The sequence below is a fragment of the Pseudomonas sp. GW821-FHT09C10 genome (assembly GCF_059418085.1).
Window position 1 is genome coordinate 40,698 of the sequence record NZ_JBWKPE010000021.1, and the last position, 15,796, is coordinate 56,493.

Consider the following 15,796-nt stretch of genomic DNA (forward strand, 5'->3'; position numbering starts at 1 on the left):
TTTTGTCGGGCGATGGGATCACAGCGCCAACCGCGCGGAGTAGGATGCAAGGCGTCGGAGAACACACACCATGCCAGACCTGGAATCCCTGCAAGTCTTCCAAGCCCTTAACCGCTCGCCCAACGCACGCCTGGAAGCCTGCGCCGAGCTCGGTGACGGCTTGTCCGCAGCCTTGTGGAGCAACCATCACGATTCCCAGGACTACCAGGCGCCCAGCCATCACACCTTGTCCTGCTATGTCGGTGGCGGCACCGGCACGTTTCGGCGCGACCGTCCGGGCAACAAGGGCGGCCCCGACAAGCTGTGCATCCTGCCTGCCGAGCACCAATCGGCCTGGGTGATCAACGGTGAGATTCGCCTGGCCCATGTGTATTTCAGCCCGGAACAATTTGCCCTGGGCTGCGTTACCCTGCTTGACCGCGAACCGCGCACGCTGGAGCTGCGGGAAAGTACCTTCCTGGAAGACCAGCGCCTGGCCCGACGCTTCCACCAGTTGATCGCCCTCAACTGGGATGAACCCGCCGAACGCCTGCTCACCAGCAGCCTCGCCCATGAAATGCTCAGCCACACCCTGCTCAGCCAGGTGGGCGCCCGCGAAGGCCTGCGGTTGAAAGGCGGGCTGGCCGCCTACCAACGACGGTTGCTGGTGGACTACATCGACCAGCACTTGGAGGAGCCCATCAGCCTTGGGCAACTGGCTGGGTTGTGCGCACTGTCGGAGTACCATTTCGCACGGATGTTTCGCCAAAGCTTCGGCCTGCCGCCCCATCAGTACCTGCTGGCGCGCCGGCTGACCCGCGCGCAGAGCCTGCTGCGTGGCGGCGCCCTGCCGTTGGGCGAGATTGCCTTGCTGTGCGGTTTTTCCAGCGCCAGCCACTTTACCCATCGCTTCCGCCAGGCCGTGGGCGCCACGCCCGGCGAATACCGTCAGGCGTTCATCTAAACCATCAGGCCCAAGGTCTTGGCCTTGGCCACCGCCTGGGTACGCCGCTCTACGCCAAGCTTGCTGTGAATGCGCCGCGCGTGGGTCTTGACGGTGTGCAGGGAGATAAACAGGCGGTCGGCGATCTCCAGGTTGGAACTGCCGAGGGCGATCAGTTGCAACACTTCCAGCTCACGCTGGCTCAAGGGGCTTTCCACCGTGCCCGGGGTTGATGCCTGAGGCTCCAGGCCCAGCTCACTCAGCAGTCCCGGCGCGCGTAGACGCAATTCGCGAATCGCTTGCTGCACCTGGCAACGCGCCGCCAGCTCCAGGCCGGCTTGCAGAGAGCGGCGCGCCAAGGCCGGATCACCCAACTGCCAGGCGACTTCGCCCAGCACCAGGTGCAGTTCGATTTCCAGGCACAGCATGCCGCGCTGATGGGTGGCTTGCAGCAAGGCGTGGAGCCGTTCCAGCGGTTGCTCGGCGCAGCCCAGCTTCACCTCCGCCAGCACCAACAGGTATTCAAGACGCGGGATCAGTTCCAGGGTCGCCGGCGGTGCTTGTTTGGCCTGGGGCCCACGGAAGTGACGCAGCACGCGGCGCACCGCTTCCACGGTCAATTCGGCGCGCCCCTGCTGCAACCAGAAGTGCCCGCTGACCAACAGCAGCACCGCGCGGTACACCGTGTCCGGCACCTGGCGTTGCTGCATCAGCCGCTCGGCCTCACGCAACTGGACAAAGGCCTGGGCGTAATCGCCACGGTTGGCAGCCAACAGTGCCAGGCCGAGAAAGCCGTAGAGCACGCGTTTGTCCTGGCTGTGCAGGCACATCTTCAAGCCCGTGTCGAAACACTCGGCGGCCAGGCTGTCCTGACCCTGGCGCAAGGCCAGGTGCCCGCGTCGCAAGGCGATACGCCCCACCAAGGGGCCGGCCTTGAGCCGCTGTTCAAGCAACATGGCCTGTACATTTTCCAGCAGGCTCTGGGCCCGGTACGGTGCCCCGCGTTGTTCCAGCAGTTGAGCGTGATCCAGTTCAAGCAGCGCCTCCAGCAGCAACGAACCCTGGGCGCGCGCCAGGCACAGCGCTTCGCGGTTCAGGCTTTGGGCCACGTCCAGTTCGCCGCGCAACAAGGCCTGCTGGGTCAGGCCCGACAGGCACATCAGCCGCGAGGTCCACGCGCTGTCGGGCAAGGCTTGCAGCGCCTCCAGAAAATGCAGGCGCGAGCCCTCGGCATCGCCGCTCAGATGCAGCAGCCAGCCCCATTGCGCCTGCCAGCGCGCCAACAAATACCGCTGCTGCGCCGCCGTCGGTTGCGGGGCAAACCGGGCCAGTTGATCGATGCACACCGCTGCCTGTTCGAAGCGCCCGGCAAACAGCAACGCCGCCGTCACCAGCCCCACCAGTTGTGCCGAGCCGAGCATCAATTCATCGCCATGCTGCTCATGCAGGTGCAACAGCAAGACGGCGTTCTGCTGGCGGAACAGGTCCTCGAAACTGAAATGCTGCAACAGGCTCACCGCCATTTCATATTCTTCGGCCAGCAGCGCCTGTTCGAAGGCGGCCTGCCAGTCCTGTTCGGCGCAGAACCATTGGCAGGCGCGGCGATGCCAGGAGCGTTTGGCCGGCCAGGGTTCGTTTTGCATCAGCTGCGCCAGGGGCGGAAAAACCTGCAGCCAGTCGGTGTCTTCCCACGGCTGGATAAACGCGCCGAGCACCTGCAGATCCCTCAGGTACTGGTCACCGTCCCCCGCGCCGAACAAGTGCTCGCACAGGCCGGCGTTGAAGCGCGGCAGATGGGCCAGCACGCGCCAGGCCTCCGCCAGCTCCGGCGGCAGTGTGCTGAACAGTTCGTGTTGCAGGTAGTCGAGCAAGGTTCTGTCGGGGTGCCCATCCCCCAGCAGGGCGATGCGCACACCCGCGCACCAACCGGCGCTGAACTGCTGCACGCTGTCGACCGAATGCCCGGGTGCATGGCTGAGCAGTTGCTGGATCTCCCCAGGGCTGAAGGCCAGTTCGGCGCCACATTCGAGCAACTCATCGTCGAGCAGCAGGCGCGGCCAGTTGCACGCCGGTCGCCGTCGTGCGCCCAGCCACCAGCTCAGGGCCGGGCTGCTGGCGGTGAGCAGGCGGTCAAGCAAGGCGTCGGTGTCGGGCGTGGGCAAGCGGCAAAAATCATCGAGGAACAGCCACGCCGAGGCCTGCCAGCGGCTGAGGTCGAGCAACAAGGTGGCTTCATCGGTAAACGTCAGGCCCAGGTTTTGCGCCAGCCGCAGGCACAGGTCGAGGGGGCTGAGCACCGCGCCATTGAGGGGCAACCAGTACACCTGGCAACCCGCTGGCGCCTGCAACGCACATTCGGCGAGCAGTGCGCTCTTGCCACTGCCGCCGGGGGCGCAGAGTAATTTGACCCTGGCCTGGTCCGTCAGCAACGGTTCGGCCAGGCGTGGGCGCAGCAGATGGTGAGCGGACAGCCGGGGCATGAATCCAGGACGGTCCAGGCAGCGTGTCATGGCAGTCATTGCTGCATCCTGCTTTTTTATTGTTATGCAACTTGGTGCTTACCCTAGTCCTGTGGCGGGTGGTTGTTGAAGAAGTATTCAGCGGGGTGATTGAGGGCCATGCACAGAACCCCATGTGTACAAAACCCACTGTGGGAGGGGGCTTGCCCCCGATGAGGGACTGTCAGTCACTGGATTGGTTGACTGATACACCGCCATCGGGGGCAAGCCCCCTCCCACATTTGGTTGCATTTCATATTGGGATCAGCGCACGCCTTCAGCCCTCAACGCCGCCGGGGTGTAGTCCGCTGCCTTGGCCGCAAAGCCGAACACGAAGCTGCTCTTCTCCTCGTTCTTCATGCCCAGTGCGATGTAGCGCCCGGCAATGATGTCGTACAGGGTCTCGACGGTGTAGGCCGGCACCTGGTGGTCGTAGTAGAACTGCGCATGGCCTTCGGCGACGCGCCACAGTTGGCCACGACCGTCGTAGTGATCCACCAGCGCGACTTGCCAGCTGTCTTCGTCGATGTACATGTGGCGCTTGGCGTAGATGTGCCGCTCGCTCGGCTTGACCGTGCCGACCACTTCCCACACGCGGTGCAGTTCGTAACGGGTCAGGTCCTGGTTGATATGACCGGCCTTGATGATGTCGTCGTACTTGAGCGACGGCGAATCGAGCTTGTAGCTGTTGTAGGGGATGTACATCTCTTTCTTGCCCACCAGCTTCCAGTCATAGCGGTCGGGGGCGCCGGAGAACATGTCGAAGTTGTCGGTGGTGCGCAGGCCGTCGGACGCGGTGCCCGGGCCGTCATAGGACACTTGCGGCGCGCGGCGCACGCGGCGCTGGCCGGCGTTGTAGATCCAGGCCAGGCGCGGCTCCTTCACCTGGTCGAGGGTCTCGTGCACCAGCAGCACGTTACCCGCCAGGCGCGCCGGGGCGGTCACCGATTGCTTGAAATAGCTCAGCACGTTGGCCGCCTTGGCCTGGTCGATATCGGGAATCGCCTGGGGCACCGCCACTTCCTCCTCGAAGCGGATCGGCGTGTAGCTGCCATTGGTCTGCGGGGTGGCCTGGGTGATGATGCGGCGCAGGTTGCCACCGTGGTAGCGGGTGATGTGGTTCCACAGCACTTCCACGCCATTCTTGGGAATCGGGAAAGCGTAGTACCGGTTGCCGGTGAAGTTTTCCAGGCCGTTGCCGTCGTTGATCGTCTTGACGTTCAGCGCGCTGCGCTTGATCGACTCGTAGATGTCCGGTGGCAGGTTGACCGTACGGTGGCTCGGGTACACCGGGATCTTGTAGGTCTCGGGGTAGCGCTTGAACATCGCCACCTGGCCGTCGGAGAGTTTGTCCTTGTACTTGTCCACCGTGGCGGCGGTGATCACGAACAGCGGTTTTTCATTGGCGAACGGGTCGGCGAGGAAGCCTTTGCTGTCTACCGCGCCGGCGTTTTTCGGGATACCGCCGGTCCACGCCGGGATCGAGCCATCGGCGTTGCCGGCTTTTTCGGCGCCGACCGGTGTCAGGGTGGTGCCCAGCTTGGCCGCCTCTTCCGGCGACACCGCCGCCATCACGTGGGAAGCCAACAGGCTGAGGGCCAATACTGCAATTGTCTTACGCATGGATTCTTGTCCTTCTTTTTTAAGCCAAATCAGAAGTTCACGCCGAAGCTGAGGGCGAGGAAGTCGCGGTCGGTCAGGGTGTTGTAGTCGCCGCCAAAGAAGTCGGTGTAACTGAGGCTGGCGGTGTAGGTGCTGCGATAGTCCGCATCCACGCCGACGCTGATGGCCTTGGCGCCTTTATTGAAGATCCCGTTGGGCCCGTAGCCGGCCACGTCATGGGACCAGGACAGGTTGGGCTTGAGGTTCACCCCAGCAATCGCATTGTTGTAGTCGAGGATCGCCCGCGCGCGGTAGCCCCAGGAGGTGGAGGTGACGAAACCGTCGGTGTCACCCTGGAAACCATAGGCGCCGTACACCGAGTCGCGGCCGTAACGCAGCTTGGATTTATCCTCCAGGCCGGCCACATGCACCACGGCCGCTTCGCCCACCAGGGTCAAGCGTTCAGCGCCCAGCACCTGGTCGAAGAACTGAGTCATGGTGCTTTGGATCTGGGTGATTTCCTTGCGGCGGTAGCCCTTGTTGTCGGTGCCGAAGGAGGAACGGATCGGCGATGCCGCATTGCCGGCAATCGGGTTGATCAGGGCCAGGGTCAAGTCAGTGGTGTTGAGCTGCACCGGTGCATTCGGGCGGTAGCTGATCTCGCCGGTCCACGCCGTGCCGGTGGGCAAGGTGGTGGAGAAGCTGGCGCCGAACAGGCGGATGTCTTCCGGATAGTCGAGGTAGTACTGGCCACGGCCAAGCATGGTGCTCTGGGCCAGGGCCGAACCGAAGCCCGCCGGAGCTGCCGCCGCGATACCACCGATGGTCGCCAGATTGGTGTTGGCGGTAATCGTGCCCACAGTCGGCGTGCGGCTGTGGTAGTTCATGAAGTACAGGCCGTACTCCGTGTCATCGCCCAGCCAGCGCAAGGCTGCACCGAATTGGCCGGAGTCCCGTGCATCGCGGTCACCGGCACGCTGCACCACCACGCCTTCGCGGGTCACCACAAAGCCTTGGCCGCGAGCCGCTGCGATCGGTTGGAGCGGTGCAATCGCCGGACTACCCACCGTGTAGTTGCCGGTACAGCCATCCGCCGCCACGTCACCGCCAAAGAAGGTGCCGCAGTTATCCAGCACCGTCTGGTCCCACTCCATCTGGTAGAAGCCTTCCACGGTCAGTTGGTTGGTCAGGCTCTGGGACGCGAACAGCATGTTGACCGGGATCAGCCCTTCCTTGATCTCAGCACCGGGCCGACGGAACGCCGACACGTCAATCGGGTTGATGCTGTTGATGGAGTTGCCGATGAAGGTACTTTCGCCCCAACTGACCACCTGCTTGCCGGCACGCACGGTGCCCGGCAGGTCGCCCAGGGAGTAGTTGTGGTAGACGAACGCATCGAGGATCTGCGCGCCGCTGGACTTGGCACCTTCCTTGCGATTGTGGTCGCTGATCTGCTTGAACTCGCGGTCTTCGTCCTTGAGTTCGAAGTCGTACCAGTATTTGCCGCGCACGAACACACCGGTATCGCCGTACTTCAGCTCCAGGTCATGCAGGCCTTTGAAGATCTTGGAGAAGGTCTCGCCCTTCTTGAAGTTGAGACGCCCGTCATCCCCCGTGGAAGCCTGCCCCGTACCGCCATTGACGGTGCCCACGAGTTTTTTATCGGCATCGCGCATGCCCCAGCTCGAGCCGACCGACAGCGAGGAGTCGAATTGCCCTTCGATCTCGCCAATGTTGAAGGAAACAGCCTGTGCCTGGGCACAGCAACCCAACGCAACCGCAGCGGCCAGCGCCTGTGGCGTGAAGATGGCGCGCATTGTTGTTTTTGTCATGCGTCTTCCCCGGTGAGTGACAGAAGGCCTCACCCTACTGCCGCGCATCAGGAGCGATAAGCGCACCAAGGAGGGATTCGCTCTATCGCTCGAAAGGATGACAAGCCGCTCTGGCCGGGGTGCGGGCGGGCCCATGGATTGGGTGGATGGCGGGTTATCAGGGGAATGGATGGCTTGCCCTGAAACTGTTGCGATTTCAGTAACAGTCCTTGTCATGAATCGGGATTACTCATTTTGTAACAACCGACTATTCTTGCTTGGCTTTCAGGGCAAACAGCCCGCTTCCCCCTCGGGAAGAACAGCCAGACTTGAATGGATTGATGCCTTTTTTCAATCTGTTACCCGTGTTCACTGACGTTGATTTGTCGCTCCTTGATCCAACGTCTTACTTCAGCCGCTGCGTTTGCAGCGGCTTTTTTTTGCCTGAAATAAAACGGGGCGCCATCAGCGCCCCGTGGGATTCAAGCTTTTTCAAGCAACGATCACAGGCTGTACTTCTGCAAGTTCGCCATCATCTCCTTCAACGCTTCGATGTTGTCGTTGGGGTGGGCTGCGCCTTCAAAGTCGCAGATCTGCGCCCAATGCGCCGCCACATCATCGGGGGAGAACCCGGCTTCAGGGTCGAAGCCCACGCCCAGGCTGCGTTCCCAGCGGGTCTTGCCGATCCAGCCGCCACCCACCTCGAACAGCCCGGACGTTTCCTGGCACGCTTCGCTGCCCAGGTACACCACTAGCGGGCTGACCAGTTCCGGCTTGAGGCGCTCGAACACTTGCGGCGGGATCAGGCCTTCGGTCATGCGCGTACCGCCGGTAGGGGCAATCGCATTGACCAGGATGTTGTTCTTGCGCCCTTCCAGGGCCAGGGTGCGGGTCAGGCCGTACAGCCCGAGCTTGGCCATGCCGTAGTTGGACTGGCCGAAATTGCCGTAGATGCCCGAGGTGGACGCGGTGAAGATCACCCGGCCGTAACCTTGCTCACGCAGGTGGGGCCAGGCAGCGCGGGTGACTTTGTAGGCACCTTCGACATGCACGCGGTAAACCAGGTCCCAGTCGGCGTCGTCCATTTTGTGGAAGGTTTTGTCACGCAGGATGCCGGCGTTGTTGACCACTACGTCGATGCGGCCGAAAACGTCGAGGGCGTTCTGGACGATCTTGTCACCGTCGGTGACAGAGTCATGGTTGGCCTCGGCGACACCACCCGCAGCACGAATCTCGGCGACCACCCGGTCGGCGGCGGAGGCATTGGCGCCCTCGCCCTGGGTAGAACCGCCGAGGTCGTTGACCAGGACCTTGGCCCCGTGCCTGGCGAACAGCAGCGCATGGGCCCGGCCCAATCCGCCGCCGGCACCGGTGACGATCACGACCTTATCCTGGAACTGCACTGACTCACTCATACCAAACTCCGCTGGCGACAATGGGAATGGTTCGAGTGTCCGGCAACGCGCCTGCGGTCACAATAAATACGGCGGAGGCTGAATGGTGCTCGATAAGGCTGGGGGATGATGAAGATGACCCGATGGCAGAGTGTCAGTCAGCGCATTCAGTGACTGACACTCTGCCATCGGGGGCAAGCCCCCTGCCACACCACGGGCTGCCCGAGCCGATCACGAAAGGCCTGGTAGTGCCTGAGCACCTGCACCGGCGCCTCGATCTGCGGGTAGTGGCCGATATTGGCCAGCAACACCGTGTCGGCGTCGGGCACCAGTTGCTGGTAACGCTCGACCATATGCGCGCCGGAGATCGGGTCCACTTCGCCGTCGATCACCCGCAACGGCACTTCGCCGCGCTGCATCGCGCCGACCCAGCGATCACGCAGGCGACGGCGCTGGGGGACGTAGGCGATCAGTTTGTGCAGGATGCGCGTGCCGCCGTTGGCATTGATCAGGCTCCAGAAATCATCCAGGGCACTTTCACTGGGCCGGGTGTCGGGGCCGAATATCTGGCCGAAACTATCAGACAAGGCACTGCGCCCAAAGGCGCGGCCGATCATCCAGCCCAAGGGGCTGAGCAAGAGTTTTTGCACCAGCGCCAGGCGATGGGTTTCGGGGAACAACCCGCCATTGAGGAACACACAGCTGGCCATCTCAAACCGGCCTTCGTAGTGCCGGGCCAGGAGTTCCTGGGCGACGCTATCACCGTAGTCGTGGGCCAACACATGCACCGGCTGTTCCACTCGCAAGTGTTCGAGCAGGGCCTGTTGCAAGTCCGCCTGCTCCAGCAGGCAATAATCGTGGTCCAGCGGCTTGGCCGAGTCACCGAAGCCGAGCATGTCGCAGGCGATCACCAGGTGCCGCTGGGCCAGGGGTTGCCATAGGTAATGCCAGTCCCAACTGGCCGTGGGGAAGCCATGGATCAGCAGCAGCGGTTCGCCCTGCCCGGCCACCCAATAGCGAAGGGTACGGCCGCGAAAGACGAAATCCTGGCCACGCTTGCGCCAGACTCTGAGCGGGATTTCGGCGAGTGGCATCAGCGGTTATACCCTGAGTCTTGCAGGTCCAATTTGCGCAGCAAGGCCGGCCAGGCCAGCGCGCCGCCCATGCCTTGGGCGCTCTTTGTAACAGCCGCCACCATCGCCTTGGCACCGGCAAGAATCTGCGGCCCGATGGCGATCAATTCGGCGCCGCCACTCTGCGCCAGCACCTGAATATCGCAGGCACGCTGGAAGGTGAACATCATCAGAAAGGTGTCGGCAATGGTACTGCCGCAGGTCAGCAGGCCATGGTTGTGCAGCATCAGGAAATTGCTATCCCCGAGGTCGGCCTGCAGGCGGGCTTTTTCTTCGTGGTTCAAGGCCACGCCTTCGTAGGCGTGATAGGCCAGGCTCGACAGCACGAAGAGCGATTGCTGGCTGATGGGCAACACGCCCTGCTGCTGTGCAGCGACGGCCACACCCGCAGCCGTGTGGGTATGCAGCACGCACGTCACATCATGGCGAACTTCATGGATGGCACTGTGGATGGTGTAGCCCGCCGGATTGATGTCGTAGGGGCTGTCCATCAGTTTGTTGCCGGCCAGGTCGACCTTGACCAGGCTCGACGCGGTGATCTCGTGGAACATCAGCCCGTAGGGGTTGATCAGGAAGTCATCGGTGCCCGGCACCTTGGCCGAGATATGGGTGAAGATCAGGTCATCCCAGCCATGCAGCGCCACCAGGCGATAACAGGCCGCCAGGTCGACGCGGGTCTGCCATTCGGCAGCGCTGACCTGGTCTTTGACATTCTGCGGCGATAGAACGGGGGCTAGGCTCACGGCGATGACCTCCTTGGCGCACTGTCTTATTGTTGTTTTTTTGTGTGATGGGCCAGTCTAGTCAGACCTCATGGCCGCCGGAGTTGCCTTGGCAGCCAGCTTGATGACCGAGCGGGTCAGTTCAGAGAATAGTTGAAGTTTGTTTAAAGCGCGTCATAGAAGCGCCGCCAGAAAAGGCACGGCAAACAGGTTGAGCAACCCCGTCAACACCATCACCAGACCGGCGACCGAGCCCTCTTCGCCACCCACTTCATGGGCGCGGCTGACACCCGCACCGTGGGCGCCCACGCCAAACAACGCGCCACGTGCCAGGGGTGTCCGCAGCGGCAGCCATTTGAGCAATACACCGCCGAGCATGGCGCCGAACACACCGGTGAACATCACGAACACCGCCGTCAGCTCCGGCACGCCGCCCAGGTCGGAAGACACCGGCATGGCGAACGGTGTGGTGATCGAGCGCGGCACCAGCGACATCGTCACCGCACCGTCCAGCGCCAGTGCCTTCGCCAGGCCGAACGAGGTCGCGATCGACGCCACACTGCCCGCCACCATACCCAGCAGCAACGCCGGCCAGTGCCGCGCCAGCAAGCGGCGTTGCTGCCAGATCGGCACGGCAAACGCCACGGTCACCGGGCCCAGCACCAGCATCAGCCAGTGGGTGTCGGTGGCGTATTCGGCATAGGCGGTGTGCATCGGCACGGCCACCGCCAACAACAGTGCCGGCACCAGGATCAGCGGCGACAGCAGGTAGCGCCCGGTACGCCGGTAGAGCCAGCGGCTGAACACGTAGGCGCCCAGGGTCAAGGCGAGCCAGAACAGCGGCATCAGCTCAAGCTTCATGGCGCAAACTCCAGCGGCACACCGCTTCCACCGTAAACGCCGTGACCAGCATCACCGCCAGCGTGCTCAAGCCGATCACCAACAGGATGCGCCAGCCATCGTTGCGCAGCAGGCCGCCGTAATCGAGCAGGCTCATCAGGGCCGGGATGAAGAACAGCAGCATCTCGGCCATCAACACCCCGGCGCCCAATTGCAGTGCCGCCGGTTTGACCAGGCCGCTGGCGAACGTTGCCAGCAACAGGCCCAGGCCCACCACGCCACCGGGAATGGGCCAGGCCAGCCAGGTCGCCAAGTGGGTGCCCAGCAGATAAATCGCGAGCAGCACGACCAGTTCAGTCAGCAAACGACCAAGGTGTTTGAAGGGAAAACGTTTCATGGGCTTTGGATCCTCGCAGGCCCCCATTTTAGAGTGCGGCCTTCCATCCCCACAGCGAATTGTTAGACTGCCAACCATTCCAAAATGGAATCAGGCCGATGGAATTCAAACAGCTGCGCAGCTTTGTCGAAGTGATCCACCGAGGGGGCTTTACCCAGGCGGGGAAAACCCTGCATATCAGCCAGTCCGCCGTCAGCAAACAGGTGGCGCAACTGGAGCAAAGCCTTGGCACACCGCTGCTCGACCGCATCGGCTCGCAGATCCGCCTGACCGCCGCCGGCCAGGTCGTACTGCAACGCGCCGAAGCCATGTTGCGCCTGCAAGCCGAACTGCTGAGCGAGCTGGACGATATGCAGCAGCTCACCCGCGGCGAGTTGCGCCTGGGCCTGCCGCTGCTGGCGGGTGACACGCTGTTCGCCGGGCTATTTGCCGAGTACCGCCGGCGCTACCCGAACGTCACCATCCAACTGCTGGAAGGCGGCAGCCGCAATATCGAACAGGCCATCCTGAACGGTGAGCTGGAAGTGGGCGGCAGCTTGAAACCCAATGACCCGGCGTTTGCCTGGCAGGCCTTTTGCGATGAACCCCTGGACGCACTGCTGCCGATTGACCATCCCCTGGCGGACAACGCCCAGGTGCGCCTTGAGGAATTGGCGGACACGCCGTTCCTGATGTACCAGCGCAGCTTTGTGCTTAACGACCGCCTGATGCAGGCGTGTCAGCAGTTGGGTTTTACCCCGAAGGAAATCGGCCGCAGCGGCCAGGCGGACTTCCTCGCAGCCTTGGTGGCCGCCGGCCAAGGCGTGGTGCTGCTGCCCAGCGTGGTCGCCCGTGGGCTGGTGCGACCTGGCGTGGTGCGCCTGACGTTGAAGGCGCCCGATTACCTGCGCTGGGACATTGCCTTTATCTGGCGTGAGGGCGCCTACCTGTCGAGAGCCGCCCAGGCCTGGCTGGCGTTGTTACGCGAGTTTCCGGTCAAGCGCGCAGTGCAGTGACGAGCTCGGCCAGCCATGGCTCGGCGTCGGCTTCCGGGGTGACGCTTTCGCTGGCGTCCAGGCGCAGCATCGGCAGCACTTCACGCACACCCAACTCGCCGAACAGCTCGCGCATTTGCTCGCCACCGCCACAGAAGGTATCGCCGTAGCTGGCATCGCCCAGGCCGATCACTGCGCCGGGCAGGCCGCGCCAAGCGGCGGGCAGTTGGTCGCGAATGGTTGAATACAGGGGTTGCAGGTTGTCGGGCAATTCGCCCATGCCGGTGGTGGAGGTCACCGCCAGAAAGGCTTGCGGACTGAAGGCTAGTACATCCGCCAAGGTCGCACGGGGATTGTGCCAGGCCTCAAAGCCGGCCTTGTTGAGGAGGTCGGCGGCGTGGCGCGCGACTTCTTCAGCCGTGCCGTACACCGAGCCGGAAAGGATGGCGACTTTCATCAATCTGATCCTGTAGTTGAGCGAAAGCCTGGGATATTAGCAGCTGGCGCAAATATTTCGGCGCCCGCCGTGCAAGATTCAAGGCATGTCTTAAACTGCCCACTCCAACCACAAGCCATGGACCGCTCAATGATTAACGCCAAGCTGATGCAAATGGTGATCAACGCTTCCAACGACGGCATCGTCGTCGCTGAAAGAGAAGGCAAGGACAAGCCGCTGATCTACGTGAACCCTGCATTCGAACGGCTGACCGGCTACACCCTCGACGAAATCCTCTATCAGGACTGCCGCTTCCTGCAATCCGGCGACCGCGACCAGCCGGCCCTGATGGCCATCCGTGACGCGTTGGAGAACGGCGGTGCCTGCCGGGAAACCCTGCGCAATTACCGCAAGGACGGCAGCCATTTCTGGAACGAACTGTCGCTTTCAACGGTTTACAACGCCGCGGACAAGCAGACGTATTTCGTCGGAGTACAAAAGGACGTCACGCTTCAGGTCAAGGCCCAGCAGCGTGTTGCGCAGTTGGAAAGCGAACTGGCCCAGGTCAAGGCCGAGCTGGCAGCGCTCAAAGTGACAAGCGGATTGAACAAAATTTAGAAAGTGCAGCGATAAGAGCGGATAATGGCACTTTAGCACTCTCCATTGAGCAAGCACGATGCAACGCAATGCGCTTCTGACCCAGGATGAGCTGGATTTCATTCAGAACATGCAGCACAACCCGCAACTCAACCTGCGGGATGCTTCGTCGAGCCTGACCGTCAACGGCGGTGCGCAGATTCGCGACTTGCTCACCCGCCTCGCCGCCCACGACCATGTCACCATCCAGGCGCAGTTCGACAACCAGCAACTGACCTTCCCCCTGCATCTGGTGGAGGATGAGTTCAACGCGGTGCATCTGCGTTTGGGCGTGCCGAGTATTTTTGAAGACGGGCCGATGATACGTCCGTGGCGCCTGGCGCTTGAAACGCCGGTGGCTCTGGAGAAAATTCGGGGCACTGCGAGCGCTCTGTGGGTGCATGAAGTGTCGTTCAAGGGCGTGCTGGTGGAGATTCGCGGCCGGATCAAGCCGCCAAAAACCTTTTCCCTGTGGTTCAGCCCGTCGGGCTACGAACGCATCGTGCTGCGCGGCGCGTTCGAGCGGGAAACGGCGCGGGGCTTGTTTGCCTACCGCTTGAGTCAAAGCGATGCGGATGAAACCGAGCGTCTGCGTCAGTTCATCCTGCACCAGCACCGCCTGGTCCACCCGCACATGCATGCCTGAAATCAGGTATCCAGCGCGCCGCTGAGAAACTGTTGCAAGCGCCGCCGCATCAAGCGACCTTCATTGCCCAGGCAGCCGATGGACGTGCCGGCCAGGTCGTACTCGGCAAGATCCGACGCCGCACCTGCAAGCAGCAGCGGGCAATCCAGGGTCAACGCCAAGCGGTTCAAGCGCCCGGCAAGATCATGGTTATGCGAGTAATTGGAGAAGAGGATCAGCGCCTGTGGGCGAGTCTTCTCGCAGACCAGCGTCAACTCGTCAAACGGCTGCCCCATGCCCAGCACCTTCACGGCCAGGTCATCCCGGCTCATCAAGAGCGCCGCCACCAGCAACTCCAACTTGCGGCACTCACCCGCCATGGCCGCCAGCAATACCCGCGGCACGGGTGAAGCACACGCCAGTTGCAGGCGCTCCAAGGCACGCACTCGCAGGAAGTTGTCGAAGAACAGCCACTCGCTGGCCTGGCCGAAACGCCCCTGATGACGCAACAGCTCATTCCACAGAGGCATCAGAATGTCCTGAAACACCACGTCGAGTGGGTAGGTCGCCAGGACCTGCCCATACACACGCTCCAGTTGACGGTCATCGAAGTCGCTGACGGCCTGCATCAGCCGCGCCTGCCATTGCGGCCATTCGCTTTCCTCGACGGCATCGCGCTGCGCACGCACGGCTTCGGCCTGCTGATCGTCGCGAGCGAGGATCTTGCCCACTTTGCTCACGGCCACGCCGCGCTCGATCCAATCGAGAATACGATGGACTGTCTGTATATCGGCCTTGGAATAGAGGCGATGCCCACTTTCGGTGCGCGTGGGCTGTATCAGCCCATAACGGCGCTCCCAGGCACGCAGGGTGACCGGGTTGACGCCTGTCAATCTCGAGACTTCACGGATCGGAAACAGCTCATCGGAATCAGTGGAATCCAGATGCGAAACACTTTCAAGCGGAGCAGTAATCACGGGCATTTTTGACCAAAAAAGCAACGTTAACTGGGCGCTCATTTAACGCCTTTACACCTGTCTTTTTCAAGTTTCCCGCTTTTCGGACCAATGTCGCTGGTGTATTCGGGTAAAACAGGAATAATCCTTGCCTGCTTTTTACACGTCGCTGCAACACCCCGCAGTGTCGTCTGTGCGCCACCTACCCGGTCCAGTGCACCCGTACATTTGGAGATACATAATGTCTACCTCTCCCGTCACCTTGATGGTTGCGCGCCGCGTGGCCAAAGGGCGCTACGAAGAACTGATGGCCTGGCTTCGCGAAGGCGAGCAATTGGCCACCGACTTCCCCGGTTACCTGGGCTCCGGCGTGCTGGCACCACCGCCCAATGACGATGAATTCCAGATCATTTTCCGCTTCGCCGATGAGAAGACCCTGCACGCCTGGGAGTTTTCCGCCTCACGCAGTGCGTGGTTGAGCCGTGGCAGCGATTTATTCGCCGACCCGTCCGAGCACCGTGTACGGGGCATCGATGGCTGGTTTGGCGCAGCGGGTGCCCGTCCGCCCCGCTGGAAGCAGGCGGTGGCGATCTGGCTGGCGTTTTTCCCGGTGTCGCTGCTGTTCAACTTCGTCCTGGGGCCGCTGCTCAGTGAACTCGAACTGGGGCCACGTGTGCTGGTCAGCACAATGGCACTCACGCCCTTGATGGTGTACTGGTTCATTCCGCTGTCGACCCACCTGCTGGCGAACTGGCTGCACCCAGCGCCAGCCCCGCGCAAGGCCTCCGAAGCGGCGGCGTGAGTACAGGGGCGGCCCGTCGCTGGTATGATTTGCGCCTGCCAGCGACGC

General features: G+C 62.4%; 15 protein-coding genes. 5 read left to right on the top strand and 10 right to left on the bottom strand.

Translation table 11 applies throughout. From position 1 onward, the window contains the following. Positions 1 to 70: 70 nt before the first annotated feature. Positions 71 to 943 (top strand): helix-turn-helix domain-containing protein, encoded by an 873-nt coding sequence (locus AC07OT_RS29165; RefSeq protein WP_495109710.1) that lies wholly within the window; start codon positions 71 to 73, stop codon positions 941 to 943. Here AC07OT_RS29165 and AC07OT_RS29170 read toward each other — a convergent pair. The 8 genes from AC07OT_RS29170 to AC07OT_RS29205 all read right to left on the bottom strand — a co-directional run bounded on the left by AC07OT_RS29170 (position 940) and on the right by AC07OT_RS29205 (position 11,319). Further along, entirely contained in the window at positions 940 to 3,441 is a 2,502-nt protein-coding gene (locus AC07OT_RS29170; RefSeq protein WP_495109711.1) for a LuxR C-terminal-related transcriptional regulator, read from the bottom strand. The genes AC07OT_RS29165 and AC07OT_RS29170 overlap by 4 nt on opposite strands. 243 nt (positions 3,442 to 3,684) lie before the next feature. Then, complete coding sequence (locus AC07OT_RS29175; RefSeq protein WP_027607629.1) at positions 3,685 to 5,043, bottom strand: DUF1329 domain-containing protein; 1,359 nt, start codon at positions 5,041 to 5,043, stop codon at positions 3,685 to 3,687. 29 nt (positions 5,044 to 5,072) lie between these two features. Then, on the bottom strand, positions 5,073 to 6,854 hold the full coding sequence (locus AC07OT_RS29180; protein ID WP_495109712.1) for a DUF1302 domain-containing protein: 1,782 nt from the start codon (positions 6,852 to 6,854) through the stop codon (positions 5,073 to 5,075). A gap of 482 nt (positions 6,855 to 7,336) precedes the next feature. Continuing rightward, positions 7,337 to 8,248, bottom strand: a complete 912-nt coding sequence (locus AC07OT_RS29185; RefSeq protein WP_074847598.1) for an SDR family oxidoreductase — start codon at positions 8,246 to 8,248, stop codon at positions 7,337 to 7,339. A 146-nt stretch (positions 8,249 to 8,394) separates the two neighbouring features. Then, positions 8,395 to 9,321, bottom strand: coding sequence for an alpha/beta fold hydrolase (locus AC07OT_RS29190; protein WP_141155979.1), 927 nt, complete (start codon positions 9,319 to 9,321; stop codon positions 8,395 to 8,397). Continuing rightward, positions 9,321 to 10,103 (bottom strand): class II aldolase/adducin family protein, encoded by a 783-nt coding sequence (locus tag AC07OT_RS29195; protein WP_495109713.1) that lies wholly within the window; start codon positions 10,101 to 10,103, stop codon positions 9,321 to 9,323. Before AC07OT_RS29195 ends, AC07OT_RS29190 begins: the two co-directional genes overlap by 1 nt. A 153-nt stretch (positions 10,104 to 10,256) precedes the next feature. After that, the gene (locus tag AC07OT_RS29200; protein ID WP_495109714.1) at positions 10,257 to 10,943 is read right to left on the bottom strand and encodes an LrgB family protein; all 687 of its coding nucleotides are present in this window, start codon (positions 10,941 to 10,943) and stop codon (positions 10,257 to 10,259) included. Continuing rightward, positions 10,933 to 11,319, bottom strand: coding sequence for a CidA/LrgA family protein (locus tag AC07OT_RS29205; RefSeq protein WP_495109715.1), 387 nt, complete (start codon positions 11,317 to 11,319; stop codon positions 10,933 to 10,935). Before AC07OT_RS29205 ends, AC07OT_RS29200 begins: the two co-directional genes overlap by 11 nt. Positions 11,320 to 11,417: 98 nt before the next feature. On the opposite strand from AC07OT_RS29205, the gene AC07OT_RS29210 reads away from it, so the two are divergent. Continuing rightward, positions 11,418 to 12,314, top strand: a complete 897-nt coding sequence (locus AC07OT_RS29210) for a LysR substrate-binding domain-containing protein (protein WP_495109716.1) — start codon at positions 11,418 to 11,420, stop codon at positions 12,312 to 12,314. Here AC07OT_RS29210 and AC07OT_RS29215 read toward each other — a convergent pair. Further along, entirely contained in the window at positions 12,295 to 12,750 is a 456-nt protein-coding gene (locus tag AC07OT_RS29215; protein ID WP_027607637.1) for a flavodoxin, read from the bottom strand. The genes AC07OT_RS29210 and AC07OT_RS29215 overlap by 20 nt on opposite strands. A gap of 129 nt (positions 12,751 to 12,879) precedes the next feature. On the opposite strand from AC07OT_RS29215, the gene AC07OT_RS29220 reads away from it, so the two are divergent. After that, positions 12,880 to 13,347, top strand: coding sequence for a PAS domain-containing protein (locus AC07OT_RS29220; RefSeq protein WP_495109717.1), 468 nt, complete (start codon positions 12,880 to 12,882; stop codon positions 13,345 to 13,347). Positions 13,348 to 13,405: 58 nt separating this feature from the next. Then, positions 13,406 to 14,011, top strand: coding sequence for a hypothetical protein (locus AC07OT_RS29225; protein ID WP_495109718.1), 606 nt, complete (start codon positions 13,406 to 13,408; stop codon positions 14,009 to 14,011). Between the two features lie 2 nt (positions 14,012 to 14,013). On the opposite strand, the gene AC07OT_RS29230 is transcribed toward AC07OT_RS29225, so the two are convergent. Further along, positions 14,014 to 14,973, bottom strand: coding sequence for a MerR family transcriptional regulator (locus AC07OT_RS29230; protein WP_495109719.1), 960 nt, complete (start codon positions 14,971 to 14,973; stop codon positions 14,014 to 14,016). A 214-nt stretch (positions 14,974 to 15,187) separates the two neighbouring features. Here AC07OT_RS29230 and AC07OT_RS29235 point away from each other — a divergent pair, with 214 nt between their 5' ends. After that, the gene (locus AC07OT_RS29235) at positions 15,188 to 15,748 is read left to right on the top strand and encodes an antibiotic biosynthesis monooxygenase (RefSeq protein ID WP_065939011.1); all 561 of its coding nucleotides are present in this window, start codon (positions 15,188 to 15,190) and stop codon (positions 15,746 to 15,748) included. Positions 15,749 to 15,796 lie beyond the last annotated feature (48 nt).